This is a genomic window from Escherichia sp. 10290 (genome assembly GCF_030295155.1).
In the GTDB taxonomy this organism is placed as follows: domain Bacteria; phylum Pseudomonadota; class Gammaproteobacteria; order Enterobacterales; family Enterobacteriaceae; genus Escherichia; species Escherichia coli_F.
The window spans coordinates 2,082,255-2,109,019 of record NZ_AP025741.1 but is presented as its reverse complement, the minus strand read 5'-3'; the positions used below and the strand labels follow the sequence as shown (position 1 = coordinate 2,109,019).

The 26,765-nt window shown below is 54.8% G+C and carries 27 protein-coding genes; 25 read left to right on the top strand and 2 right to left on the bottom strand.

Annotation, left to right across the window (positions count from 1 at the left end; translation table 11 throughout):
• Positions 1 to 8 precede the first annotated feature (8 nt).
• Positions 9 to 1,181, top strand: coding sequence for an IS21-like element ISEc62 family transposase (gene istA / locus QUE74_RS10650; RefSeq protein ID WP_000952431.1), 1,173 nt, complete (start codon positions 9 to 11; stop codon positions 1,179 to 1,181).
• Positions 1,181 to 1,975: an IS21-like element helper ATPase IstB gene (istB, locus tag QUE74_RS10645; protein WP_000544800.1), complete on the top strand. Its 795-nt coding sequence runs from the start codon at positions 1,181 to 1,183 to the stop codon at positions 1,973 to 1,975. The genes istA and istB overlap by 1 nt, the downstream gene beginning before the upstream one ends.
• 217 nt (positions 1,976 to 2,192) lie before the next feature.
• On the opposite strand, the gene QUE74_RS10640 is transcribed toward istB, so the two are convergent.
• Together QUE74_RS10640 and QUE74_RS10635 are read right to left on the bottom strand one after the other, a co-directional pair.
• On the bottom strand, positions 2,193 to 2,486 hold the full coding sequence (locus QUE74_RS10640; protein ID WP_000753188.1) for a Bor family protein: 294 nt from the start codon (positions 2,484 to 2,486) through the stop codon (positions 2,193 to 2,195).
• Between the two features lie 224 nt (positions 2,487 to 2,710).
• On the bottom strand, positions 2,711 to 3,121 hold the full coding sequence (locus QUE74_RS10635) for a DUF1398 family protein (RefSeq protein ID WP_000079499.1): 411 nt from the start codon (positions 3,119 to 3,121) through the stop codon (positions 2,711 to 2,713).
• A 777-nt stretch (positions 3,122 to 3,898) separates the two neighbouring features.
• Between QUE74_RS10635 and QUE74_RS10630 the strand changes: the two genes are divergently transcribed.
• The 23 genes from QUE74_RS10630 to QUE74_RS10520 all read left to right on the top strand — a co-directional run bounded on the left by QUE74_RS10630 (position 3,899) and on the right by QUE74_RS10520 (position 26,739).
• Positions 3,899 to 4,405, top strand: a complete 507-nt coding sequence (locus QUE74_RS10630) for a terminase small subunit (protein WP_000874941.1) — start codon at positions 3,899 to 3,901, stop codon at positions 4,403 to 4,405.
• Complete coding sequence (locus QUE74_RS10625; RefSeq protein WP_112044446.1) at positions 4,377 to 6,302, top strand: phage terminase large subunit family protein; 1,926 nt, start codon at positions 4,377 to 4,379, stop codon at positions 6,300 to 6,302. The genes QUE74_RS10630 and QUE74_RS10625 overlap by 29 nt, the downstream gene beginning before the upstream one ends.
• Complete coding sequence (locus QUE74_RS10620) at positions 6,299 to 6,505, top strand: phage head-tail joining protein (protein ID WP_000198149.1); 207 nt, start codon at positions 6,299 to 6,301, stop codon at positions 6,503 to 6,505. The genes QUE74_RS10625 and QUE74_RS10620 overlap by 4 nt, the downstream gene beginning before the upstream one ends.
• Complete coding sequence (locus QUE74_RS10615) at positions 6,502 to 8,103, top strand: phage portal protein (protein WP_042110164.1); 1,602 nt, start codon at positions 6,502 to 6,504, stop codon at positions 8,101 to 8,103. The genes QUE74_RS10620 and QUE74_RS10615 overlap by 4 nt, the downstream gene beginning before the upstream one ends.
• Complete coding sequence (locus QUE74_RS10610) at positions 8,084 to 9,403, top strand: S49 family peptidase (RefSeq protein ID WP_000123298.1); 1,320 nt, start codon at positions 8,084 to 8,086, stop codon at positions 9,401 to 9,403. The genes QUE74_RS10615 and QUE74_RS10610 overlap by 20 nt, the downstream gene beginning before the upstream one ends.
• Before the next feature lie 9 nt (positions 9,404 to 9,412).
• Positions 9,413 to 9,745 carry a head decoration protein gene (locus QUE74_RS10605; protein ID WP_001363851.1) on the top strand — a complete coding sequence of 111 codons (333 nt, stop codon included), beginning with the start codon at positions 9,413 to 9,415 and terminating at the stop codon, positions 9,743 to 9,745.
• A gap of 55 nt (positions 9,746 to 9,800) precedes the next feature.
• Positions 9,801 to 10,826 carry a major capsid protein gene (locus tag QUE74_RS10600; protein ID WP_000063277.1) on the top strand — a complete coding sequence of 342 codons (1,026 nt, stop codon included), beginning with the start codon at positions 9,801 to 9,803 and terminating at the stop codon, positions 10,824 to 10,826.
• A 41-nt stretch (positions 10,827 to 10,867) separates the two neighbouring features.
• On the top strand, positions 10,868 to 11,263 hold the full coding sequence (locus tag QUE74_RS10595; protein ID WP_286332051.1) for a DNA-packaging protein FI: 396 nt from the start codon (positions 10,868 to 10,870) through the stop codon (positions 11,261 to 11,263).
• Between the two features lie 11 nt (positions 11,264 to 11,274).
• Positions 11,275 to 11,649: a head-tail joining protein gene (locus tag QUE74_RS10590; protein WP_000752961.1), complete on the top strand. Its 375-nt coding sequence runs from the start codon at positions 11,275 to 11,277 to the stop codon at positions 11,647 to 11,649.
• The gene (locus tag QUE74_RS10585; RefSeq protein ID WP_000985134.1) at positions 11,640 to 12,218 is read left to right on the top strand and encodes a phage tail protein; all 579 of its coding nucleotides are present in this window, start codon (positions 11,640 to 11,642) and stop codon (positions 12,216 to 12,218) included. The genes QUE74_RS10590 and QUE74_RS10585 overlap by 10 nt, the downstream gene beginning before the upstream one ends.
• Positions 12,215 to 12,610 (top strand): phage minor tail U family protein, encoded by a 396-nt coding sequence (locus tag QUE74_RS10580; RefSeq protein ID WP_000683113.1) that lies wholly within the window; start codon positions 12,215 to 12,217, stop codon positions 12,608 to 12,610. Before QUE74_RS10585 ends, QUE74_RS10580 begins: the two co-directional genes overlap by 4 nt.
• A gap of 7 nt (positions 12,611 to 12,617) precedes the next feature.
• A complete protein-coding gene (locus QUE74_RS10575) occupies positions 12,618 to 13,358 on the top strand; it encodes a phage tail protein (protein ID WP_001360639.1) in 741 nt (246 codons plus the stop codon).
• 15 nt (positions 13,359 to 13,373) lie between these two features.
• On the top strand, positions 13,374 to 13,796 hold the full coding sequence (gpG, locus tag QUE74_RS10570) for a phage tail assembly chaperone G (protein WP_000479146.1): 423 nt from the start codon (positions 13,374 to 13,376) through the stop codon (positions 13,794 to 13,796).
• Positions 13,778 to 14,212 carry a phage tail assembly protein T gene (locus tag QUE74_RS10565; RefSeq protein WP_000459457.1) on the top strand — a complete coding sequence of 145 codons (435 nt, stop codon included), beginning with the start codon at positions 13,778 to 13,780 and terminating at the stop codon, positions 14,210 to 14,212. Before gpG ends, QUE74_RS10565 begins: the two co-directional genes overlap by 19 nt.
• Complete coding sequence (locus QUE74_RS10560; RefSeq protein WP_069915654.1) at positions 14,205 to 16,766, top strand: phage tail tape measure protein; 2,562 nt, start codon at positions 14,205 to 14,207, stop codon at positions 16,764 to 16,766. The genes QUE74_RS10565 and QUE74_RS10560 overlap by 8 nt, the downstream gene beginning before the upstream one ends.
• A complete protein-coding gene (locus tag QUE74_RS10555; RefSeq protein WP_021562226.1) occupies positions 16,763 to 17,092 on the top strand; it encodes a phage tail protein in 330 nt (109 codons plus the stop codon). The genes QUE74_RS10560 and QUE74_RS10555 overlap by 4 nt, the downstream gene beginning before the upstream one ends.
• Entirely contained in the window at positions 17,092 to 17,790 is a 699-nt protein-coding gene (locus QUE74_RS10550) for a phage minor tail protein L (RefSeq protein WP_069915653.1), read from the top strand. Before QUE74_RS10555 ends, QUE74_RS10550 begins: the two co-directional genes overlap by 1 nt.
• A 5-nt stretch (positions 17,791 to 17,795) precedes the next feature.
• Positions 17,796 to 18,539, top strand: a complete 744-nt coding sequence (locus QUE74_RS10545; protein ID WP_286331897.1) for a C40 family peptidase — start codon at positions 17,796 to 17,798, stop codon at positions 18,537 to 18,539.
• Positions 18,536 to 19,108 (top strand): tail assembly protein, encoded by a 573-nt coding sequence (locus QUE74_RS10540; RefSeq protein ID WP_000847641.1) that lies wholly within the window; start codon positions 18,536 to 18,538, stop codon positions 19,106 to 19,108. Before QUE74_RS10545 ends, QUE74_RS10540 begins: the two co-directional genes overlap by 4 nt.
• A gap of 59 nt (positions 19,109 to 19,167) precedes the next feature.
• Positions 19,168 to 22,650 (top strand): phage attachment tail tip protein J, encoded by a 3,483-nt coding sequence (gpJ, locus tag QUE74_RS10535; RefSeq protein WP_069915652.1) that lies wholly within the window; start codon positions 19,168 to 19,170, stop codon positions 22,648 to 22,650.
• A 66-nt stretch (positions 22,651 to 22,716) separates the two neighbouring features.
• Positions 22,717 to 23,316 carry an Ail/Lom family outer membrane beta-barrel protein gene (locus QUE74_RS10530; protein WP_286332048.1) on the top strand — a complete coding sequence of 200 codons (600 nt, stop codon included), beginning with the start codon at positions 22,717 to 22,719 and terminating at the stop codon, positions 23,314 to 23,316.
• Positions 23,317 to 23,380: 64 nt separating this feature from the next.
• Positions 23,381 to 26,164: a phage tail protein gene (locus QUE74_RS10525; RefSeq protein WP_077887660.1), complete on the top strand. Its 2,784-nt coding sequence runs from the start codon at positions 23,381 to 23,383 to the stop codon at positions 26,162 to 26,164.
• The gene (locus tag QUE74_RS10520) at positions 26,164 to 26,739 is read left to right on the top strand and encodes a tail fiber assembly protein (protein WP_053266809.1); all 576 of its coding nucleotides are present in this window, start codon (positions 26,164 to 26,166) and stop codon (positions 26,737 to 26,739) included. The genes QUE74_RS10525 and QUE74_RS10520 overlap by 1 nt, the downstream gene beginning before the upstream one ends.
• Positions 26,740 to 26,765 lie beyond the last annotated feature (26 nt).

The following is a 26,765-nucleotide window of genomic DNA, read 5'->3' as shown; positions in this document are numbered from 1 at the left end:
GAACACTCATGCTGAGCAGAGAGGACTTTTACATGATAAAGCAAATGCGCCAGCAAGGTGCGTATATTGTTGATATTGCCACTCAGGTTGGTTGCTCTGAGCGGACTGTCAGACGGTACCTGAAATACCCGGAACCTCCGGCCAGAAAAACACGCCACAAAATGGCCAAACTCAAGCCGTTCATGGACTATATCGACATGCGTCTGGCTGAGAATGTCTGGAACGGCGAGGTCATCCTGGCGGAAATCAAAGCGATGGGTTATACCGGTGGCCGTTCCATGTTGCGTTACTACATCCAGCCCAAACGTAAGATGCGGCCATCGAAGAAAACGGTTCGCTTCGAAACTCAGCCCGGTTACCAGCTACAGCATGACTGGGGAGAAGTTGAGGCTGAGGTTGCCGGGCAACGATGCAGGGTTAACTTCGCGGTTAATACGCTGGGGTTCTCACGTCGCTTCCATGTCTTCGCGGCACCAAAGCAGGATGCTGAACATACCTATGAGTCACTGGTCCGCGCCTTTCGCTACTTCGGCGGCAGCGTGAAAACCGTGCTGGTCGATAACCAGAAAGCCGCAGTGCTGAAAAATAACAACGGGAAGGTGGTGTTCAACTCCGGGTTCCTGCTGCTGGCCGATCACTATGGCTTCCTGCCACGGGCCTGCCGTCCACGAAGGGCCAGAACCAAAGGTAAGGTGGAACGGATGGTGAAATACCTCAAGGAAAACTTCTTCGTCCGGTACCGCCGGTTCGACAGCTTCGCCCATGTTAATCAGCTACTGGAGCAGTGGATGGCTGACGTTGCCGACAGGCGGGAACTTCGCCAGTTCAGGCAGACACCGGAACAGCGCTTCACGCAGGAACAGGTGCATCTGCAGGCGCTGCCAGGTACGGACTTCGATACCAGCTACTTCGATATCCGTCATGTCTCCTGGGATGGCTATATCGAGGTTGGCGGGAACCGTTACAGCGTGCCGGAAAGCCTGTGTGGCCAGCCGGTATCAATACGGATCTCGCTGGATGATGAACTGCGGATCTACAGTAATGAGCAACAGGTAGCATCGCACCGTCTCTGTTCGGCTGTATACGGCTGGCAGACCGTGCCGGAGCATCACGCCCCACTCTGGCAGCAGGTCAGTCAGGTGGAACACAGGCCGTTGAGTGCCTATGAGGAGCTGTTGTGATGCATGAACTGGAGACACTGCTGGGTCGTCTTAAAATGGAACATCTGGGCTACCACGTTGAAAGCCTGCTGGAGCAGGCGGCCAAAAAAGAACTGAACTACCGCGAGTTCCTGTGCATGGCGTTGCAGCAGGAATGGAACGGGAGGCATCAGCGCAGTATGGAGTCCCGGCTGAAACAGGCCCGCTTCCCGTGGGTCAAAACGCTGGAGCAGTTCGACTTCGGCTTCCAGCCAGGTATCGATCGTAAGGTCGTCCGTGAGCTGGCCGGGCTGGCGTTCGTGGAGCGTAGCGAGAACGTGATCCTGCTGGGTCCGCCTGGTGTGGGTAAAACGCACCTGGCAGTCGCTCTCGGGGTAAAAGCGGCGGACGCTGGTCATCGGGTGCTGTTCATGCCACTGGATAAGCTGATCGCCACACTCATGAAGGCAAAACAGGAAAACCGGCTGGAAAAACAGCTACAGCAGCTTGGTTATGCCCGGGTACTGATACTGGATGAGATAGGCTATCTGCCGATGACCCGCGAGGAAGCCAGTCTGTTCTTCCGGTTGCTGAACCGTCGATATGAAAAAGCGAGCATCGTGCTGACGTCAAATAAAGGGTTCGCCGACTGGGGAGAGATGTTCGGCGATAACGTGCTGGCAACGGCAATCCTGGATCGACTGCTACACCACTCAACCACACTGAACATCAAAGGAGAAAGCTACCGGTTAAAGGAAAAACGCAAAGCGGGAGTGCTGGCAAAAAACGCCACGCCAATCAGTGATGATGAAATGGCGGCAAGCGGACAACATTAATGACCAATAGCGGACATTAAAAATGGCGAAAAACGGCCAATAATCTTGGCGTTGACAACGATGCGTTGCATCTGTCGCGGCGACAGTAAAGCCCGGAATGAAATGGCCAGATGTCGTACTCATACCAGTGAATAACAAGTAAAACCCCGGCGGCTGAAACAACCAAGGGGTTAACAGTGTAAATAAAACTGCCCATATTGATGGGCAGCGCATGTAATTATTGTGAGCAATAGACCCGAGCTTCAAGCGGAGTATAAATGCCTAAAGTAATAAAACCGAGCAATCCATTTACGAATGTTTGCTGGGTTTCAGTTTTAACAACTTTATCTGCGCCACCACAAATTTTGGCTGCATCGACAGTTTTCTTCTGACCAATTCCTGAAACGAAGAAATGATGAGTGATGGTTTCCTTCGGTGTTACTGTTGTAGGTTTGTTTTCAACTGTAAACGTCTGTTGAGCACATCCAGAGATAAGCAGCGCCAGTGTGAAAGTGAGTAGCGTTTTTTTCATCGTGTGATTCCCGTTGTGTTTTTAAGTTTGGTGCATCGTATTTGTGGAAATTTAAACAAAACCTAAACAATGAGTTGAAATCTCATATTGTTAATGTTTATTAAAGTATGCCAGATGTGCTGTATCTTTACTGTATACCCAGATTAACTATGGCCACAGCACCGACTGGTAACTCCTGTGTGGGAGTGCCGGCTACTGAGGCGGATCAAACCGGACGTTATGGTTTAGCGTGGAAAAATTTGAGTCGTGTTCTGGATGCTTTCGGTAAACAATAATGAGTTGTCAAAGGTATAGTAATATCTTTTGTGTTCGTGGATATTTGTAACCCATCGGAAAACTCCAGCTTTAGCCAGATTTACCCTGTATTCATGAAATGTGATTTCTCTTGATTTCAACTTATGAAGGTAAGTTTCTATAAGTCGCGTGTCTCTGCAAAAGCTAACATGAATAACATCATGGAAACCTTTTATTAACACCGTGTTATCGCTCTCAAATACAATGTGAATATTACCTGTGGCTAAATAGTAAATGTAATGTGAGACATTGTGGCGTTTTAGTTCAGAGTAAAACCGGTCACAGTTTAAATCTTTCCGCACTTGATCAAATATTTCTTTAAAAATGGCAACCTGAGCCATCAGTATCCCCTTGTATATGATATGAGGGGCGTAGTCTGCATGAGTGCTTTTAATACTGCAATCTGGTCAGATGTCTTTATCGTATATTGATGATTATTGTCGGATAGTATGAGGTTTTCTCAACTCATGGAAATACCGGAAGGTGCGAAAATTACTAAGTAAGAAGAGTTACATAAGCCCTTCATACAGTGAAGGGCTTATGTAATCTTAGAAATAAAAAACCGGTCATAGGGAGCTACACAGAACCGGTCGGCGAAGACCGCCAATACCACCCATGCATCGATGCAACATACTAATGACAATAGCTGCTATTGATGTAAATGCAATGTTATGCATCGACGAAAATAAAAAACCGGCAGGGGAAATCCATTGAAGACTTGCCGGTGGCAAAAGTTGCCAATGCTTTTATAACCGTAGTCACAGAGTTACGAAGTGCAACACCGACTGCTGCTGGTATATGGATGAATGGCGTTTCAATGATGTGCATCATTCAAATCACAAATAGTATTGATACTTATTCTCGGTTTTGCGGGTCCTTTCCGGTGATCCGGCAGGCTACGGGGCGGCGACCTAGCGGGTTTTCGCTATTTACGAGTTTTTTTGAGGTGATGGTTGTTGTTTTATCGTTTGATATATCTACTTGATAAGTAATAAGAAAGAAAAATAAACACAACAACCTGATGATCTTTCTTATACGAAAAAGCATGTAAAATCAGAGGGTTTTACAAAAAACGTGGTTGTTGTATTGCTTTTTTGCCGGTGGTTTATGGAGGGGCTGTGGCCTTTTTATTGAATAAAAGCGACATGGCCTCCTCCATCGGTATCTCAGTACAGGCATTTGATAAATGGGGTGTTCCTCCTGTTGAGCGCCGGGGGAGAGAGGTTTTCTATGACGTTAAAACTGTACTGGAGATAGATCGCGAGCGACGTCAACAAAACCAGAAATCTTCAGGTGGTGAAAATGATCTTGAGGAAAGGCTACTTCAGGCCAGGGTTAACCTGACGGAAGAACAGGCTATTGCTCAGCGGTTAAAAAACCAGGTTGCAGAGCATAAGGTGATTGATACAGCTTTCTCTATTTTTGCCCTGTCCCGGTTATCCGGAGAACTGGCATCTGTTTTGGACAGTATTCCGCTTTCGATGCAAAGAAAATTCCCTGAATTGACAGGCAGACAATTGGCTTATCTAAAAGAGCTGGTTGCGAAGGGGGCTAATAAATGCGTTGAGTCCGCTGAAAAAATGAAGGAATTTGCGGATGAGTATTACAGAAATACAGATGAATAATTTCGTATTGGCAGTGAAGGCGGGTCTCTCAGTCCTGAAAAGACCATTGCCAATGACCCCCGTTGAATGGGCGGATGCCAATTACTATCTCCCGAAAGAATCTGCATACCAGGAAGGGCGCTGGGAAACACTGCCCTTTCAGCGGGCCATCATGAATGCGATGGGCAGCGACTACATCCGCGAGGTGAATGTGGTGAAGTCTGCCCGTGTTGGTTATTCCAAAATGCTGCTGGGTGTTTATGCCTACTTCATAGAGCATAAGCAGCGCAACACCCTTATCTGGTTGCCGACGGATGGTGATGCCGAGAACTTTATGAAAACCCACGTTGAGCCGACTATTCGTGATATTCCGTCGCTGCTGGCGCTGGCCCCGTGGTATGGCAAAAAGCACCGGGATAACACGCTCACTATGAAGCGTTTTTCCAATGGTCGTGGCTTCTGGTGCCTGGGCGGTAAAGCGGCAAAAAACTACCGTGAAAAGTCAGTGGATGTGGCGGGTTATGATGAACTTGCTGCCTTTGATGAGGATATTGAACAGGAAGGCTCTCCGACGTTCCTGGGCGATAAGCGTATTGAAGGCTCGGTCTGGCCAAAGTCCATCCGTGGCTCCACGCCCAAAGTGAGAGGCACCTGCCAGATTGAGCGTGCAGCCAGTGAATCCCCGCATTTTATGCGTTTTCATGTTGCCTGCCCGCACTGTGGGGAGGAGCAGTACCTTAAATTTGGCGATAAAGAGACGCCGTTTGGCCTCAAATGGACGCCGGATGATCCCTCCAGCGTGTTTTATCTCTGCGAGCATAATGCCTGCGTCATCCGCCAGCAGGAGCTGGACTTTACTGATGCCCGTTATATCTGCGAAAAGACCGGGATCTGGACCCGTGATGGCATTCTCTGGTTTTCGTCATCCGGTGAAGAGATTGAGCCACCTGACAGTGTGACCTTTCACATCTGGACAGCGTACAGCCCGTTCACCACCTGGGTGCAGATTGTCAAAGACTGGATGAAAACGAAAGGGGATACGGGAAAACGTAAAACCTTCGTGAACACCACGCTCGGTGAGACGTGGGAGGCGAAAATTGGCGAACGTCCGGATGCTGAAGTGATGGCAGAGCGGAAAGAGCATTATTCAGCGCCCGTTCCTGACCGTGTGGCTTACCTGACCGCCGGTATCGACTCCCAGCTGGACCGCTACGAAATGCGCGTATGGGGATGGGGGCCGGGTGAGGAAAGCTGGCTGATTGACCGGCAGATTATTATGGGCCGCCACGACGATGAACAGACGCTGCTGCGTGTGGATGAGGCCATCAATAAAACCTATACCCGCCGGAATGGTGCAGAAATGTCGATATCCCGTATCTGCTGGGATACTGGCGGGATTGACCCGACCATTGTGTATGAACGCTCGAAAAAGCATGGGCTGTTCCGGGTGATCCCCATTAAAGGGGCATCCGTCTACGGTAAGCCGGTGGCCAGCATGCCTCGTAAGCGAAACAAAAACGGGGTTTACCTTACCGAAATCGGTACGGATACCGCGAAAGAGCAGATTTATAACCGCTTCACACTGACGCCGGAAGGGGATGAACCGCTTCCCGGTGCCGTTCACTTCCCGAATAACCCGGATATTTTTGATCTGACCGAAGCGCAGCAGCTGACGGCTGAAGAGCAGGTCGAAAAATGGGTGGATGGCAGGAAAAAAATACTGTGGGACAGTAAAAAGCGACGCAATGAGGCACTCGACTGCTTCGTTTATGCGCTGGCGGCGCTGCGCATCAGTATTTCCCGCTGGCAGCTGGATCTCAGTGCACTGCTGGCGAGCCTGCAGGAAGAGGATGGTGCAGCAACCAACAAGAAAACACTGGCAGATTACGCCCGTGCCTTATCCGGAGAGGATGAATGACGCGACAGGAAGAACTTGCCGCTGCCCGTGCGGCACTGCATGACCTGATGACAGGTAAACGGGTGGCAACGGTACAGAAAGACGGACGGAGAGTGGAGTTTACGGCCACTTCCGTGTCTGACCTGAAAAAATACATTGCGGAGCTGGAAGTGCAGACCGGCATGACACAGCGACGCAGGGGACCTGCAGGATTTTATGTATGAAAACGTCCACCATTCCCACCCTTCTGGGGCCGGACGGCATGACATCGCTGCGTGAATATGCCGGTTATCACGGCGGTGGCAGCGGATTTGGTGGGCAGTTGCGGGCGTGGAACCCACCGAGTGAAAGTGTGGATGCAGCCCTGCTGCCCAACTTTACCCGTGGCAATGCCCGCGCAGACGATCTGGTACGCAATAACGGCTATGCCGCCAACGCCATCCAGCTGCATCAGGATCATATCGTCGGGTCTTTTTTCCGGCTCAGTCATCGCCCAAGCTGGCGCTATCTGGGCATCGGGGAGGAAGAAGCCCGTGCCTTTTCCCGCGAGGTTGAAGCGGCATGGAAAGAGTTTGCCGAAGATGACTGTTGCTGCATTGACGTTGAGCGAAAACGCACGTTTACCATGATGATTCGGGAAGGTGTGGCCATGCACGCCTTTAACGGTGAACTGTTCGTTCAGGCCACCTGGGATACCAGTCCCTCGCGACTGTTCCGGACACAGTTCCGGATGGTCAGCCCGAAGCGCATCAGCAACCCGAACAATACCGGCGACAGCCGGAACTGCCGTGCCGGTGTGCAGATTAATGACAGTGGTGCGGCGCTGGGATATTACGTCAGCGAGGACGGCTATCCTGGCTGGATGCCGCAGAAATGGACATGGATACCCCGTGAGTTACCCGGCGGGCGCGCCTCGTTCATTCACGTTTTTGAACCCGTGGAGGACGGGCAGACCCGCGGTGCAAATGTGTTTTACAGCGTGATGGAGCAGATGAAGATGCTCGACACGCTGCAGAACACGCAGCTGCAGAGCGCCATTGTGAAGGCGATGTATGCCGCCACCATTGAGAGTGAGCTGGATACGCAGTCAGCGATGGATTTTATTCTGGGCGCGAACAGTAAGGAGCAGCGGGACAAGCTGACCGGCTGGATTGGTGAAATTGCCGCGTATTACGCCGCAGCACCGGTCCGGCTGGGAGGCGCAAAAGTGCCGCACCTGATGCCGGGTGACTCACTGAACCTGCAGACGGCTCAGGACACGGATAACGGCTACTCCGTGTTTGAGCAGTCACTGCTGCGGTATATCGCTGCCGGGCTGGGTGTCTCGTATGAGCAGCTTTCCCGGAATTACGCTCAGATGAGCTACTCCACGGCACGGGCCAGCGCGAACGAGTCGTGGGCGCACTTTATGGGGCGGCGAAAATTCGTCGCATCCCGTCAGGCGAGCCAGATGTTTCTGTGCTGGCTGGAAGAGGCCATCGTTCGCCGCGTGGTGACGTTACCTTCAAAAGCGCGCTTCAGTTTTCAGGAAGCCCGCAGTGCCTGGGGGAACTGTGACTGGATAGGCTCCGGTCGTATGGCCATCGATGGTCTGAAAGAAGTACAGGAAGCGGTGATGCTGATAGAAGCCGGACTGAGCACCTACGAGAAAGAGTGCGCAAAACGCGGTGACGACTATCAGGAAATTTTTGCCCAGCAGGTCCGTGAAACGATGGAGCGCCGCGCAGCCGGTCTTAAACCGCCAGCCTGGGCGGCTGCGGCATTTGAATCCGGGCTGCGACAATCAACAGAGGAGGAGAAGAGTGACAGCAGAGCTGCGTAATCTCCCGCATATTGCCAGCATGGCCTTTAATGAGCCGCTGATGCTTGAACCCGCCTATGCGCGGGTTTTCTTTTGTGCGCTAGCAGGCCAGCTTGGGATCAGCCGCCTGACAGATGCGGTGTCCGGTGACAGCCTGACTGCCCCGGAGACACCCGCGACGCTGGCGTTATCCGGTGATGATGACGGACCACGACAGGCCCGCAGTTATCAGGTCATGAACGGCATCGCCGTGCTGCCGGTTTCCGGCACGCTGGTCAGCCGGACGCGGGCGCTGCAGCCGTATTCGGGGATGACCGGTTACAACGGCATTATCGCCCGTCTGCAACAGGCTGCCAGCGATCCGATGGTGGACGGCATTCTGCTCGATATGGACACGCCCGGCGGGATGGTGGCGGGGGCATTTGACTGCGCTGACATCATCGCCCGTGTGCGTGACATAAAACCGGTATGGGCGCTTGCCAACGACATGAACTGCAGTGCAGGTCAGTTGCTTGCCAGTGCCGCTTCCCGGCGTCTGGTCACGCAGACCGCCCGGACAGGCTCCATCGGCGTCATGATGGCTCACAGCAATTACGGTGCAGCGCTGGAGAAACAGGGCGTGGAAATCACGCTGATTTACAGCGGCAGCCATAAGGTGGATGGCAACCCCTACAGCCATCTTCCGGATGACGTCCGGGAAACACTGCAGTCCCGGATGGATGCAACCCGCCAGATGTTTGCGCAGAAAGTGTCGGCATATACCGGCCTGTCCGTGCAGGCTGTGCTGGATACCGAGGCTGCAGTGTACAGCGGTCAGGAGGCCATTGATGCCGGACTGGCTGATGAACTTGTTAACAGTACCGATGCGATCACCGTCATGCGTGATGCACTGGATACACGTAAATCCCGTCTCTCAGGAGGGCGAATGACCAAAGAGACTCAATCAACAACTGTTTCAGCCACTGCTTCGCAGGCTGACGTTACTGGCGTGGTGCAAGCGACGGAGGGCGAGAACGCCAGCGCTGCGCAGCCGGACGTGAACGCGCAGATCACCGCAGCGGTTGCGGCAGAAAACAGTCGCATTATGGGGATCCTCAACTGTGAGGAGGCTCACGGACGCGAAGAACAGGCATGCGTGCTGGCCGAAACCCCCGGTATGACCGTGGAAACGGCCCGCCGTATTCTGGCCGCAGCACCACAGAGTGCACAGGCGCGCAGTGACACTGCGCTGGATCGTCTGATGCAGGGGGCACCGGCGCCGCTGGCTGCAGGTAACCCGGCATCTGATGCCGTTAACGATTTGCTGAACACACCAGTGTAAGGGATGTTTATGACGAGCAAAGAAACCTTTACCCATTACCAGCCGCTGGGCAACAGTGACCCGGCTCATACCGCAACCGCGCCCGGCGTATTGAGTGCGAAAGCGCCTGCAATGACCCCGCTGATGCTGGACACCTCCACCCGTAAGCTGGTTGCGTGGGATGGCACCACCGACGGTGCTGCCGTTGGCATTCTTGCAGTTGCTGCTGACCAGACCAGCACCACACTGACGTTCTACAAGTCCGGCACGTTCCGTTATGAGGATGTGCTCTGGCCGGAGGCTGCCAGCGACGAGACGAAAAAACGGACCGCGTTTGCCGGAACGGCAATCAGCATCGTTTAACTTTACCCTTCATCACTAAAGGCCGCCTGTGCGGCTTTTTTTACGGGATTTTTTTATGTCGATGTACACAACCGCCCAACTGCTCGCGGCAAATGAGCAGAAATTTAAGTTTGATCCGCTGTTTCTGCGTCTCTTTTTCCGTGAGAGCTATCCCTTCACCACGGAGAAAGTCTATCTCTCACAAATTCCGGGACTGGTAAACATGGCGCTGTACGTTTCGCCGATTGTTTCCGGTGAGGTTATCCGTTCCCGTGGCGGCTCCACCTCTGAATTTACGCCGGGATATGTCAAGCCGAAGCATGAAGTGAATCCGCAGATGACCCTGCGTCGCCTGCCGGATGAAGATCCGCAGAATCTGGCGGACCCGGCTTACCGCCGCCGTCGCATCATCATGCAGAACATGCGTGACGAAGAGCTGGCCATTGCTCAGGTCGAAGAGATGCAGGCAGTTTCTGCCGTGCTTAAGGGCAAATACACCATGACCGGTGAAGCCTTCGATCCGGTTGAGGTGGATATGGGCCGCAGTGAGGAGAATAACATCACGCAGTCCGGCGGCACGGAGTGGAGCAAGCGTGACAAGTCCACGTATGACCCGACCGACGATATCGAAGCCTACGCGCTGAACGCCAGCGGCGTGGTGAATATCATCGTGTTTGACCCGAAAGGCTGGGCGCTGTTCCGTTCCTTCAAAGCCGTCAAGGAGAAGCTGGATACCCGTCGCGGCTCTCATTCCGAGCTGGAGACAGCGGTGAAAGACCTGGGTAAAGCGGTGTCCTATAAGGGGATGTATGGCGATGTGGCCATCGTCGTGTATTCCGGACAGTACGTGGAAAACGGCGTCAAAAAGAACTTCCTGCCGGACAACACGATGGTGCTGGGGAACACTCAGGCACGCGGTCTGCGCACCTATGGCTGCATTCAGGATGCGGACGCACAGCGCGAAGGCATTAACGCCTCTGCCCGTTACCCGAAAAACTGGGTGACCACCGGCGATCCGGCGCGTGAGTTCACCATGATTCAGTCAGCACCGCTGATGCTGCTGGCTGACCCTGATGAGTTCGTGTCCGTACAACTGGCGTAATCATGGCCCTTCGGGGCCATTGTTTCTCTGTGGAGGAGTCCATGACGAAAGATGAACTGATTGCCCGTCTCCGCTCGCTGGGTGAACAACTGAACCGTGATGTCAGCCTGACGGGGACGAAAGAAGAACTGGCGCTCCGTGTGGCAGAGCTGGAAGAGGAGCTTGATGACACGGATGAAACTTCCGGTCAGGACACCCCTCTCAGCCGGGAAAATGTGCTGACCGGACATGAAAATGAGGTTGTATCAGCGCAGCCGGATACCGTGACTGATACGGCTGAACTGGTCACGGTTGTGGCACTGGTGACGCTGCATACTGATGCACTTCACGCCACGCGGGATGAGGCTGTGGCATTTGTGCTGCCGGGAACGGCGTTCCGTGTCTCTGTCGGTGTGGCAGCTGAAATGACAGAGCGCGGCCTGGCCAGAATGCAATAACGGGAGGCGCTGTGGCTGATTTCGATAACCTGTTCGATGCTGCCATTGCCTGCGCCGATGAAACGATACGCGGGTACATGGGAACGTCAGCCACCATGACATCCGGTGAGCAGTCCGGTGCTGTGATACGTGGTGTTTTTGATGACCCTGAAAATATCAGCTATGCCGGACAGGGCGTGCGCGTTGAAGGCTCCAGCCCGTCCCTGTTTGTCCGGACTGATGATGTGCGGCAGCTGCGGCGCGGCGACACGCTGACCATCGGTGAGGAAAACTTCTGGATAGACCGGATTTCGCCGGATGATGGCGGAAGCTGTCATCTCTGGCTTGGGCGGGGCGTACCGCCTGCCGTTAACCGTCGCCGCTGGAAGGGGGATGTATGGCCATAAAAGGTCTTGAGCAGGCCGTTGAAAACCTCAGCCGTATCAGCAGAACGGCGGTGCCCGGTGCCGCCGCAATGGCCATTAACCGCGTTGCTTCATCCGCGATATCGCAGTCGGTGTCACAGGTTGCCCGTGAGACAAAGGTACGCCGGAAACTGGTAAAGGAAAGGGCCAGGCTGAAAAGGGCCACGGTCAAAAATCCGCAGGCCAGAATCAAGGTTAACCGGGGGGATTTGCCCGTAATCAGGCTGGGTAATGCGCGGGTTGTCCTTTCGCGCCGCAGGCGTCGTAAAAAGGGGCAGCGTTCAGCCCTGAAAGGTGGCGGCAGCGTGCTTGTGGTGGGTAACCGTCGTATTCCCGGCGCGTTTATTCAGCAACTGAAAAATGGCCGGTGGCATGTTATGCAGCGTGTGGCCGGGAAAAACCGTTACCCCATTGATGTGGTGAAAATCCCGATGGCGGTGCCGCTGACCACGGCGTTTAAACAAAATATTGAGCGGATACGGCGTGAACGTCTTCCGAAAGAGCTGGGCTATGCGCTGCAGCATCAACTGAGGATGGTAATAAAGCGATGAAACATACTGAACTCCGTGCAGCCGTACTGGATGCACTGGAGAAGCATGACACCGGGGCGACGTTTTTTGATGGTCGCCCCGCTGTTTTTGATGAGGCGGATTTTCCGGCAGTTGCCGTTTATCTCACCGGCGCTGAATACACGGGCGAAGAGCTGGACAGCGATACCTGGCAGGCGGAGCTGCATATCGAAGTTTTCCTGCCTGCTCAGGTGCCGGATTCAGAGCTGGATTCGTGGATGGAGTCCCGGATTTATCCGGTGATGAGCGATATCCCGGCACTGTCAGATTTGCTCACCAGTATGGTGGCCAGTGGCTATGACTACCGGCGCGACGATGATGCGGGCCTGTGGAGTTCTGCCGATCTGACTTATGTCATTACCTATGAAATGTGAGGACGATATGCCTGTACCAAATCCAGCAATACCGGTGAAAGGTGCCGGGACCACCCTGTGGGTTTATAACGGGAGCGGCGACCCTTATGCGAACCCGCTTTCAGACGTTGACTGGTCGCGTCTGGCTAAAGTTAAAGACCTGACGCCCGGCGAACTGACCGCTGAGTCCTATGACGACAGTTATCTCGATGATGAAGATGCGGACTGGACCGCGACCGGGCAGGGGCAGAAATCCGCCGGAGATACCAGCTTCACGCTGGCGTGGATGCCCGGAGAGCAGGGGCAGCAGGCGCTGCTGGCGTGGTTTAATGAAGGTGATACCCGTGCCTATAAAATCCGCTTCCCGAACGGCACGGTCGATGTGTTCCGTGGCTGGGTCAGCAGTATCGGTAAGGCGGTGACGGCGAAGGAAGTGATCACCCGTACGGTGAAGGTCACCAATGTGGGCCGTCCGTCAATGGCAGAAGATCGCAGCACGGTAACAGCGGCAACCGGTATGACCGTGACGCCTGCCAGCTCCTCGGTGGTGAAAGGGCAGAGCACCACGCTGACCGTGGCATTCCAGCCGGAGGGCGCAACTGACAAGAGCTTCCGTGCGGTGTCAGCGGATAAAACAAAAGCCACCGTGTCGGTCAGTGGTATGACCATCACCGTGAAAGGCGTTGCTGCAGGTAAGGTCAACATTCCGGTTTTATCCGGTAATGGTGAACTTGCTGCGGTTGCAGAAATCACTGTCACCGACAGTTAATCCGGAGAGTCAGCGATGTTCCTGAAAACCGAATCATTTGAACATAACGGTGTGACCGTCACGCTTTCTGAACTGTCAGCCCTGCAGCGCATTGAGCATCTCGCCCTGATGAAACGGCAGGCAGAACAGGCGGAGTCAGACAGCAACCGGAAGTTTACTGTGGAAGACGCCATCAGAACCGGCGCGTTTCTGGTGGCGATGTCCCTGTGGCATAACCATCCGCAGAAGACAAAGCTGCCGTCCATGAATGAAGCCGTTAAACAGATTGAGCAGGAAGTGCTTACCACCTGGCCCACGGAGGCAATTTCTCATGCTGAAAACGTGGTGTACCGGCTGTCTGGTATGTATGAGTTTGTGGTGAATAATGCCCCTGAACAGACAGAGGACGCCGGGCCCGCAGAGCCTGTTTCTGCGGGAAAGTGTTCGACGGTGAGCTGAGTTTTGCCCTGAAACTGGCGCGTGAGATGGGGCGACCTGACTGGCGTGCCATGCTTGCCGGGATGTCATCCACGGAGTATGCCGACTGGCACCGCTTTTACAGTACCCATTATTTTCATGATGTTCTGCTGGATATGCACTTTTCCGGGCTGACGTACACCGTGCTCAGCCTGTTTTTCAGCGATCCGGATATGCATCCGCTGGATTTCAGTCTGCTGAACCGGCGCGAGGCTGACGAAGAGCCTGAAGATGATGTGCTGATGCAGAAAGCGGCAGGGCTTGCCGGAGGTGTCCGCTTTGGCCCGGACGGGAATGAAGTTATCCCCGCTTCCCCGGATGTGGCGGACATGACGGAGGATGACGTAATGCTGATGACAGTATCAGAAGGGATCGCAGGAGGAGTCCGGTATGGCTGAACCGGTAGGCGATCTGGTCGTTGATTTAAGTCTGGATGCGGCCAGATTTGACGAGCAGATGGCCAGAGTCAGGCGTCATTTTTCCGGTACGGAAAGTGATGCGAAAAAAACAGCGGCAGTCGTTGAACAGTCGCTGAGCCGACAGGCACTGGCTGCACAGAAAGCGGGGATTTCCGTCGGGCAGTATAAAGCTGCCATGCGTATGCTGCCTGCGCAGTTCACCGACGTGGCCACGCAGCTTGCAGGCGGGCAAAGTCCGTGGCTGATCCTGCTGCAACAGGGTGGTCAGGTGAAGGACTCCTTCGGCGGGATGATCCCCATGTTCAGGGGGCTTGCCGGTGCGATCACCCTGCCGATGGTCGGGGCCACCTCGCTGGCGGTGGCGACCGGTGCGCTGGCGTATGCCTGGTATCAGGGCAACTCAACCCTGTCCGATTTCAACAAAACGCTGGTCCTTTCCGGCAATCAGTCGGGTCTGACGGCAGATCGTATGCTGGTCCTGTCCAGAGCCGGGCAGGCGGCAGGGCTGACGTTTAACCAGACCAGCGAGTCACTCAGCGCACTGGTTAAGGCGGGAGTAAGCGGTGAGGCTCAGATTGCATCCATCAGCCAGAGTGTGGCGCGTTTCTCCTCTGCATCCGGCGTGGAGGTGGACAAGGTCGCTGAAGCCTTCGGGAAGCTGACCACAGACCCGACGTCAGGGCTGACAGCGATGGCACGCCAGTTCCATAACGTGACGGCGGAGCAGATTGCGTATGTTGCTCAGTTGCAGCATTCCGGCGATGAAGCCGGGGCATTGCAGGCTGCGAACGAGGCCGCGACGAAAGGGTTTGATGACCAGACCCGCCGCCTGAAAGAGAACATGGGTACGCTGGAGACCTGGGCAGACAGGACAGCGCGGGCATTCAAATCCATGTGGGATGCGGTGCTGGATACTGGTCGTCCTGATACCGCGCAGGAGATGCTGATTAAGGCAGAGGCTGCGTTTAAGAAAGCGGACGACATCTGGAGTCTGCGCAAGGATGATTATTTCGTTAACGATGAAGCGCAGGCGCGTTACTGGGATGATCGTGAAAAGGCCCGTCTTGCGCTTGAAGCCGCGAGAAAGAAGGCTGAACAGCAGAGTCAACAGGACAAAAATGCGCAGCAGCAGAGCGATACTGAAGCGTCACGGCTGAAATATACCGAAGAGGCGCAGAAAGCTTACGAACGGCTGCAGACGCCGCTGGAGAAATATACCGCCCGTCAGGAAGAACTGAACAAGGCACTGAAGGACGGGAAAATTCTGCAGGCAGATTACAACACGCTGATGGCGGCGGCGAAAAAGGACTATGAAGCGACGCTGAAAAAGCCGAAACAGTCCGGCGTGAAGGTGTCTGCGGGCGATCGTCAGGAAGACAGTGCTCATGCTGCCCTGCTGACGCTTCAGGCTGAACTCCGGACGCTGGAGAAGCATGCCGGAGCAAATGAGAAAATCAGCCAGCAGCGCCGGGATTTGTGGAAGGCTGAAAGTCAGTTCGCGGTACTGGAGGAGGCGGCACAACGTCGCCAGCTGTCTGCACAGGAGAAATCCCTGCTGGCGCATAAAGATGAGACGCTGGAGTACAAACGCCAGCTGGCTGCACTTGGCGACAAGGTTACGTATCAGGAGCGCCTGAACGCGCTGGCGCAGCAGGCGGATAAATTCGCACAGCAGCAACGGGCAAAACGGGCCGCCATTGATGCGAAAAACCGGGGGCTGACTGACCGGCAGGCAGCGCGGGAAGCCACAGAACAGCGCCTGAAGGAACAGTATGGCGATAATTCTCTGGCGCTGAATAACGTCATGTCAGAGCAGAAAAAGACCTGGGCGGCTGAAGACCAGCTTCGCGGGAGCTGGATGGCAGGCCTGAAGTCCGGCTGGAGTGAGTGGGAAGAGAGCGCCACGGACAGTATGTCGCAGGTTAAAAGTGCAGCCACGCAGACCTTTGATGGTATTGCGCAGAATATGGCGGCGATGCTGACCGGCAGTGAGCAGAACTGGCGCAGCTTCACCCGTTCCGTGCTGTCCATGATGACAGAAATTCTGCTTAAGCAGGCAATGGTGGGGATTGTCGGGAGTATCGGCAGCGCCATTGGCGGGGCTGTTGGTGGCGGCGCATCCGCGTCAGGCGGTACAGCCATTCAGGCCGCTGCGGCGAAATTCCATTTTGCAACCGGAGGATTTACGGGAACCGGCGGCAAATATGAGCCAGCGGGGATTGTTCACCGTGGTGAATTTGTCTTCACGAAGGAGGCAACCAGCCGGATTGGCGTGGGGAATCTCTACCGGCTGATGCGCGGCTATGCCACCGGTGGTTATGTCGGTACACCGGGCAGTCTGGCTGACAGCCGGTCGCAGGCGTCCGGGACGTTTGAGCAGAATAACCATGTGGTGATTAACAACGACGGCACGAACGGGCAGATAGGTCCGGCTGCTCTGAAGGCGGTGTATGACATGGCCCGCAAGGGTGCCCGTGATGAAATTCAGACACAGATGCGTGATGGTGGCCTGTTCTCCGGAGGTGGACGATGAAAACCTTCCGCTGGAAAGTGAAACCCGGTATGGATGTGGCTTCGGCCCCTTCTGTAAGAAAGGTGCGCTTTGGTGATGGCTATTCCCAGCGAGCGCCTGCCGGGCTGAATGCCAACCTGAAAACGTACAGCGTGACGCTTTCTGTCCCCCGTGAGGAGGCCACGGTACTGGAGTCGTTTCTGGCAGAGCACGGAGGCTGGAAAGCCTTTCTGTGGACACCGCCTTATGACTGGCGGCAGATAAAGGTGACCTGCGCAAAATGGACGTCGCGGGTCAGTATGCTGCGTGTTGAGTTCAGCGCAGAGTTTGAACAGGTGGTGAACTGATGCAGGATATCCGGCAGGAAACACTGAATGAATGCACCCGTGCGGAGCAGTCGGCCAGCGTGGTGCTCTGGGAAATCGACCTGACAGAGGTCGGTGGAGAACGTTATTTTTTCTGTAATGAGCAGAACGAAAAAGGTGAGCCGGTCACCTGGCAGGGGCGACAGTATCAGCCGTATCCCATTCAGGGGAGCGGTTTTGAACTGAATGGCAAAGGCACCAGTACGCGGCCCACGCTGGCAGTCTCTAACCTGTACGGCATGGTCACCGGTATGGTGGAAGATATGCAGAGTCTGGTCGGCGGAACGGTGGTCCGGCGTAAGGTTTACGCCCGTTTTCTGGATGCGGTGAACTTCGTCAACGGAAACAGTGGCGCCGATCCGGAGCAGGAGGTGATCAGCCGCTGGCGCATTGAGCAGTGCAGCGAACTGAGCGCGGTGAGTGCCTCCTTTGTACTGTCCACGCCGACGGAAACAGATGGCGCTGTTTTTCCGGGACGTATCATGCTGGCCAACACCTGCACCTGGACCTATCGCGGCGATGAGTGCGGTTATCACGGTCCGGCGGTCGCGGATGAATATGACCAGCCAACGTCCGATATCACGAAGGATAAATGCAGCAAATGCCTGAGTGGCTGTAAGTTTCGCAATAACGTCGGCAACTTTGGCGGCTTCCTTTCCATTAACAAACTTTCGCAGTAAATCCCATGACACAGACAGAATCAGCGATTCTGGCGCACGCCCGACGATGTGCGCCAGCGGAGTCGTGCGGCTTCGTGGTGAGAGCGCCGGAGGGGGAAAGATATTTTCCCGGCGTGAATATTTCCGGTGAGCCGGAGGATTATTTCCGGATGGCTCCGGAGGACTGGCTGCAGGCAGAAATGCAGGGTGAGATTGTGGCGCTGGTCCACAGCCACCCCGGTGGTCTGCCCTGGCTGAGTGAGGCTGACCGGCGGCTGCAGGTGCAGAGTGATTTGCCGTGGTGGCTGGTCTGCCTGGGCGTGATTCACAAGTTCCGCTGTGTGCCGTATCTCACCGGGCGGCGCTTTGAGCACGGAGTGACGGACTGTTACACGCTGTTCCGGGACGCTTACCATCTGGCGGGAATTGAGATGCCGGATTTTCACCGCGAGGATGACTGGTGGCGTCACGGTCAGAATCTCTATCTTGACAATATGGAGGCAACGGGTTTTTACCGTGTCGCACTGACAGAGGCGCAGCCGGGCGATGTGCTGCTGTGCAGCTTTGGTTCATCGGTGCCGAATCATGCTGCCATTTACTGCGGCGACGGCGAGCTGCTGCACCATATTCCTGAACAACTGAGCAAACGAGAGAGGTATACCGACAAATGGCAGCGACGCACACACTCCCTCTGGCGTCACCGGGCATGGCACGCATCTGCCTTTACGGGGATTTGCAACGATTTGGCCGCCGCATCGACCTTCGTGTGAAAACGGGGGCTGAAGCCATCCGGGCGCTGGCCACACAGCTCCCGGCGTTTCGTCAGAAACTGAGCGACGGCTGGTATCAGGTACGGATTGCCGGGCAGGATGTCAGCACGTCCGGATTAACGGCGCAGTTACATGAGACTCTGCCTGATGGCGCTGTGATTCATATTGTTCCCAGAGTCGCCGGGGCCAAGTCTGGTGGTGTATTCCAGATTGTCCTGGGAGCAGCCGCCATTGCCGGATCATTCTTTACCGCCGGAGCCACCCTTGCAGCATGGGGGGCAGCCATTGGGGCCGGAGGTATGACCGGCATCCTGTTTTCTCTCGGTGCCAGTATGGTGCTCGGTGGTGTGGCGCAGATGCTGGCACCGAAAGCCAGAACTCCCCGTACACAGACAACGGATAACGGCAAACAGAACACCTATTTCTCCTCACTGGATAACATGGTTGCCCAGGGCAATGTTCTGCCTGTTCTGTACGGTGAAATGCGCGTGGGGTCACGCGTGGTTTCTCAGGAGATCAGCACGGCAGACGAAGGGGATGGTGGTCAGGTTGTGGTGATTGGTCGCTGATGAAAAACGTTTATGTGAAACCGCCTCCGGGCGGTTTTGTCGTTTATGGAGCGTGAGGAATGGGTAAAGGCAGCAGTAAGGGGCATACTCCGCGCGAAGCGAAGGACAACCTGAAGTCCACGCAGTTGCTGAGTGTGATCGATGCCATCAGCGAAGGGCCGATTGAAGGTCCGGTGGATGGATTAAAAAGTGTGCTGCTGAACAGTACGCCAGTGCTGGACAGTGAGGGGAATACCAACATCTCCGGCGTCACGGTGGTGTTCCGGGCCGGTGAGCAGGAGCAGACACCGCCGGAGGGATTTGAATCCTCCGGCTCCGAGACGGTGCTGGGTACGGAAGTGAAATACGACACGCCGATCACCCGGACCATCACGTCTGCAAACATCGACCGTCTGCGCTTTACCTTCGGTGTGCAGGCACTGGTGGAAACCACCTCAAAGGGGGACCGGAATCCATCGGAAGTCCGCCTGCTGGTTCAGATACAACGTAACGGTGGCTGGGTGACGGAAAAAGACATCACCATTAAGGGCAAAACCACCTCGCAGTATCTGGCTTCGGTGGTGGTGGGTAACCTGCCGCCGCGCCCGTTTAATATCCGGATGCGCAGGATGACGCCGGACAGTACCACAGACCAGCTGCAGAACAAAACGCTCTGGTCGTCATACACCGAAATCATCGATGTGAAACAGTGCTACCCGAACACGGCACTGGTCGGCGTGCAGGTGGACTCGGAGCAGTTCGGCAGCCAGCAGGTGAGCCGTAATTATCATCTTCGCGGACGCATTCTGCAGGTGCCGTCGAACTATAACCCGCAGACGCGGCAATACAGCGGTATCTGGGACGGAACGTTTAAGCCAGCATACAGCAACAACATGGCCTGGTGTCTGTGGGATATGCTGACCCATCCGCGCTACGGCATGGGGAAACGTCTTGGTGCGGCGGATGTGGACAAATGGGCGCTGTATGTCATCGGCCAGCATTGCGAGCAGTCGGTGCCGGACGGTTTTGGCGGCACGGAGCCGCGCATCACCTGTAATGCGTACCTGACCACACAGCGTAAGGCGTGGGATGTTCTCAGTGATTTCTGCTCGGCGATGCGCTGTATGCCGGTATGGAACGGGCAGACGCTGACGTTCGTGCAGGACCGACCGTCGGATAAGGTGTGGACCTATAACCGCAGTAATGTGGTGATGCCGGATGATGGCGCGCCGTTCCGCTACAGCTTCAGCGCCCTGAAGGACCGCCATAATGCCGTTGAGGTGAACTGGATTGACCCGAACAACGGCTGGGAGACGGCGACAGAGCTTGTTGAAGATACGCAGGCCATTGCCCGTTACGGTCGTAATGTTACGAAGATGGATGCCTTTGGCTGTACCAGCCGGGGGCAGGCACACCGCGCCGGGCTGTGGCTGATTAAAACAGAACTGCTGGAAATGCAGACCGTGGATTTCAGCGTCGGCGCAGAAGGGCTTCGCCATGTACCGGGCGATGTTATTGAAATCTGCGATGATGACTATGCCGGTATCAGCACCGGTGGTCGTGTGCTGGCGGTGAACAGCCAGACCCGGACGCTGACGCTCGACCGTGAAATCACGCTGCCATCCTCCGGTACCGCGCTGATAAGCCTGGTTGACGGAAGTGGCAATCCGGTCAGCGTGGAGGTTCAGTCCGTCACCGACGGCGTGAAGGTAAAAGTGAGCCGTGTTCCTGACGGTGTTGCTGAATACAGCGTATGGGGGCTGAAGCTGCCGACGCTGCGCCAGCGACTGTTCCGCTGCGTGAGTATCCGTGAGAACGACGACGGCACGTATGCCATCACCGCCGTGCAGCATGTGCCGGAAAAAGAGGCCATCGTGGATAACGGGGCGCACTTTGACGGCGAACAGAGTGGCACGGTGAATGGTGTCACGCCGCCAGCGGTGCAGCACCTGACCGCAGAAGTCACTGCAGACAGCGGGGAATATCAGGTGCTGGCGCGATGGGACACACCGAAGGTGGTGAAGGGCGTGAGCTTCCTGCTCCGTCTGACCGTAACAGCGGACGACGGCAGTGAGCGGCTGGTCAGCACGGCCCGGACGACGGAAACCACATACCGCTTCACGCAACTGGCGCTGGGACGGTACACGCTGACAGTCCGGGCGGTAAATGCGTGGGGACAGCAGGGCGATCCGGCGTCGGTATCGTTCCGGATTGCCGCACCGGTAGCACCGTCGCGGATTGAGCTGACGCCGGGCTATTTTCAGATAACTGCCACGCCGCATCTTGCGGTTTATGACCCGACAGTACAGTTTGAGTTCTGGTTCTCGGAAAAACGGATTGCTGGTATCAGGCAGGTTGAAACCACAGCGCGCTATCTTGGCACGGCGCTGTACTGGATAGCCGCCAGTATCAATATCAGGCCGGGCCATGATTATTATTTTTACGTTCGCAGTGTGAACACCGTTGGCAAATCGGCATTCGTGGAGGCTGTTGGTCAGCCGAGTGATGATGCATCCGGCTATCTGGATTTTTTCAAAGGCGAGATAGGGAAAACCCATCTGGCTCAGGAGCTGTGGACGCAGATTGATAACGGTCAGCTTGCGCCTGACCTGGCTGAAATCAGGACGTCCATTACGGATGTCAGCAATGAAATCACGCAGACCGTCAATAAGAAACTGGAAGACCAGAGTGCGGCAATTCAGCAGATACAGAAGGTTCAGGTTGATACAAATAATAACCTGAACAGCATGTGGGCTGTGAAGCTGCAGCAGATGCAGGACGGACGCCTTTATATCGCGGGTATTGGTGCCGGTATTGAGAACACCCCTGACGGCATGCAGAGTCAGGTGCTGCTGGCGGCGGACAGGATTGCGATGGTTAATCCTGCGAATGGCAACACAAAACCGATGTTTGTTGGTCAGGGCGATCAGATATTCATGAACGACGTGTTCCTGAAACGCCTGACGGCCCCCACCATTACCAGCGGTGGAAATCCACCGGCATTTTCCCTGACACCGGACGGAAAGCTGACTGCTAAAAATGCGGATATCAGTGGCAGTGTGAATGCGAACTCCGGGACGCTCAACAACGTCACGATTAATGAGAACTGTCAGATTAAGGGGAAACTGTCAGCCAATCAGATTGAAGGCGATATTGTCAAAACGGTCAGCAAGTCTTTCCCCCGCACGAACAGTTATGCCAGTGGCACCATCACGGTAAGAATCAGTGATGATCAGAAGTTTGACCGGCAGGTCATGATACCTCCAGTGTTATTCCGCGGTGGTAAGCATGAGAATTTCAACAGTAATAACCAACAGTCATACTGGTATTCAACCTGCCGGTTAAGAGTGACCCGCAATGGTCAGGAGATTTTTAATCAGTCCACGACGGATGCTCAGGGCGTATTTTCCTCAGTTATAGATATGCCTGCCGGACAGGGGACACTGACACTGACATTCACCGTATCTTCATCAGGAGCGAATAACTGGACACCAACAACCAGTATCAGCGATCTGCTGGTTGTGGTGATGAAGAAATCCACAGCAGGTATCAGTATCAGCTGAATTTTATAACCCATAACGGGCGTCAGAAATGACGCCTTTTTTATTGCAGAAAAGCGAGAGGTAATTATGCGTAAACTTTATGCCGCCATTTTGTCCGCAGCCATTTGTCTGGCCGTATCCGGTGCGTCTGCATGGGCGTCTGAACATCAGTCCACGCTGAGCGCGGGCTATCTTCATGCCTCGACGAACGTTTCCGGCAGTGATGATCTGAACGGGATTAACGTGAAATACCGTTATGAGTTTACGGACACGCTGGGAATGGTGACGTCATTCAGCTATGCAGGAGACAAGAATCGCCAGCTTACCCGTTACAGCGATACCCGCTGGCATGAAGATTCCGTGCGTAACCGCTGGTTCAGGGTGATGGCGGGGCCGTCTGTACGCGTGAATGAATGGTTCAGCGCGTATGCGATGGCGGGTGTGGCTTACAGCCGTGTGTCGACTTTCTCCGGGGATTATCTCCGCGTAACTGACAACAAGGGGAAAACGCACGATGTGCTGACCGGAAGTGATGACGGTCGCCACAGCAACACGTCTCTGGCGTGGGGGGCTGGCGTGCAGTTTAACCCGACCGAATCCGTGGCTATTGATATTGCTTATGAAGGCTCCGGCAGTGGCGACTGGCGCACTGACGGTTTCATCGTGGGTGTCGGTTATAAATTCTGATTAGCCAGGTAACACAGTGTTATGACAGCCCGCCGGTTCAGGCGGGCTTTTTTGTGGGGTGAATATGGCAGTAAAGATTTCAGGTGTACTGAAAGACGGCACAGGAAAACCGGTACAGAACTGCACAATCCAGCTGAAAGCAAAACGTAACAGTACCACTGTGGTGGTGAACACGCTGGCCTCAGAAAATCCGGATGAAGCCGGGCGTTACAGTATGGACGTTGAGTACGGTCAGTACAGCGTTATTCTGTTGGTGGAGGGATTCCCGCCGTCACATGCCGGGACCATCACCGTGTATGAAGATTCTCAACCCGGTACGCTGAATGATTTTCTCGGTGCCATGACGGAGGATGATGCCCGTCCGGAGGCACTGCGACGTTTTGAACTGATGGTGGAAGAGGTGGCGCGTAACGCGTCCGCGGTGGCACAGAACACAGCAGCCGCGAAGAAGTCAGCCAGCGATGCCAGCACATCAGCCCGTGAGGCGGCAACCCATGCAACTGATGCTGCAGGCTCAGCACGCGCAGCCAGCACGTCAGCCGGACAGGCCGCGTCGTCGGCTCAGTCAGCGTCTTCCAGCGCAGGAACGGTATCAGCAAAGGCCACTGAAGCATCAAAAAGTGCTGCCGCTGCAGAGTCCTCAAAAAGTGCGGCGGCTACCAGTGCCGGTGCGGCGAAAACGTCAGAAACGAATGCGGCAGCGTCACAACAATCAGCAGCCACTTCTGCATCCACCGCGACCACGAAAGCGTCAGAAGCTGCCACCTCAGCCCGGGATGCGTCGGCTTCAAAAGAGGCGGCAAAATCATCAGAAACGAGCGCAGCCTCGAGCGCCAGTAGTTCCGCTTCCTCGGCAACGGCGGCAGGCAATTCCGCGAAAGCGGCAAAAACGTCCGAGACGAACGCTAAGTCTTCTGAAACGGCAGCGGAACAGAGTGCCTCCGCAGCAGCAGACTCAAAAACAGCGGCTGCATCATCTGCCAGCGCCGCGTCAACAAGTGCCGGGCAGGCCTCAGCCAGTGCCACCGCTGCCGGAAAGTCGGCAGAAAGTGCCGCATCATCCGCTTCAACAGCCACAACGAAGGCTGGCGAAGCCACTGAACAGGCCACGGCAGCAGCGAGTTCTGCTTCCGCAGCGAAGACATCCGAAACGAACGCGAAAGCGTCGGAAACCAGCGCAGAATCCTCAAAAACGGCTGCCGCATCGTCAGCCAGTTCGGCGGCGTCATCGGCATCATCGGCATCTGCTTCAAAAGATGAGGCGACCAGACAGGCGTCAGCAGCGAGTGGCAGCGCCACGACGGCATCCACGAAGGCGACAGAGGCTGCTGGCAGTGCGGCAGCGGCAGCACAGAGCAAAAGTACGGCAGAATCCGCAGCAACGCGCGCCGAGACAGCAGCAAAACGGGCAGAGGATATTGCATCCGCTGTGGCGCTTGAGGATGCGAGCACGACGAAAAAGGGGGTAGTACAGCTTAGCAGTGCGACCAACAGCACTTCCGAGTCACAGGCGGCAACGCCAAAAGCCGTTAAGGCCGCGTATGACCTGGCTAACGGGAAATACACCGCACAGGACGCTACGACAGCACAAAAAGGAATTGTCCAGCTCAGTAGTGCAACCAACAGCGCATCTGAAACGCTTGCCGCGACACCGAAAGCAGTGAAAGCAGCTAATGATAATGCGAATGGTCGGGTACCTTCTGCCCGTAAGGTGAATGGTAAGGCGCTTTCAGCGGATATAACACTGACGCCGAAAGATATTGGTACGCTTAACTCAACAACAATGTCATTCAGCGGTGGTGCTGGTTGGTTCAAATTAGCAACGGTAACCATGCCACAGGCGAGTTCTGTTGTTTCAATTACGTTGATTGGTGGCGCTGGATTTAACGTGGGGTCACCTCAACAGGCAGGTATATCTGAACTTGTTTTGCGTGCAGGTAATGGTAATCCGAAGGGGATTACTGGTGCTTTATGGCAGCGCACATCGACAGGGTTTACAAATTTTGCCTGGGTCAATACATCTGGTGATACTTACGATATTTACGTTGCAATCGGAAATTATGCGACTGGTGTAAATATTCAATGGGATTATACCAGTAATGCCAGCGTGACTATTCATACGTCACCAGCATATTCTGCTAATAAGCCGGAAGGGTTAACGGACGGTACAGTTTATTCACTCTATACGCCATCAGAGCAGTTTTATCCGCCTGGCGCACCAATCCCGTGGCCATCAGATACCGTTCCGTCTGGTTATGCCCTGATGCAGGGGCAGACTTTTGACAAATCCGCTTACCCGAAACTTGCAACCGCTTATCCGTCAGGCGTGATCCCTGATATGCGTGGCTGGACGATTAAGGGCAAACCTGCCAGTGGTCGGGCCGTATTGTCTCAGGAACAGGACGGCATTAAATCGCACACCCACAGCGCCAGCGCATCCAGTACGGATTTGGGGACGAAAACCACATCGTCGTTTGATTACGGCACTAAATCCACGAATAACACCGGGGCGCATACGCACAGTGTGAGCGGTACAGCCGCAAGTGCCGGAAACCATACTCATAGTGTCACAGGCGCATCAGCAGTCAGCCAGTGGTCACAAAATGGGTCAGTACATAAGGTAGTGTCTGCGGCCAGTGTGAATACAAGTGCTGCAGGAGCGCACACTCATAGTGTCAGCGGCACAGCTGCATCTGCAGGTGCTCACGCACATACTGTCGGTATTGGTGCTCATACGCACTCTGTTGCGATTGGCTCACATGGACACACCATCACCGTTAACGCTGCGGGTAACGCGGAAAACACCGTCAAAAACATCGCATTTAACTATATTGTGAGGCTTGCATAATGGCATTCAGAATGAGTGAACAACCACGGACCATAAAAATTTATAATCTGCTGGCCGGAACTAATGAATTTATTGGTGAAGGTGACGCATATATTCCGCCTCATACAGGTCTGCCAGCAAACAGTACCTATATTGCACCGCCAGATATTCCGGCAGGCTTCGTGGCTGTTTTCAACAGTGATGAGTCATCGTGGCATCTCGTTGAAGATCATCGGGGTAAAACGGTTTATGACGTGGCTTCCGGCGACGCGTTATTTATTTCTGAACTCGGTCCGTTACCGGAAAATGTTACCTGGTTATCGCCGGAAGGAGAGTTTCAGAAGTGGAACGGCACAGCCTGGGTGAAGGATACGGAAGCAGAAAAACTGTTCCGGATCCGGGAGGCGGAAGAAACAAAAAACAACCTGATGCAGGTAGCCAGTGAGCATATTGCGCCGCTTCAGGATGCTGCAGATCTGGAAATTGCAACGGAGGAAGAAATCTCGTTGCTGGAAGCATGGAAAAAGTATCGGGTATTGCTGAACCGTGTTGATACGTCAACTTCACAGGATATTGAATGGCCAGCACTGCCGTAGGGTAAAACATATAAATTCTATAATTA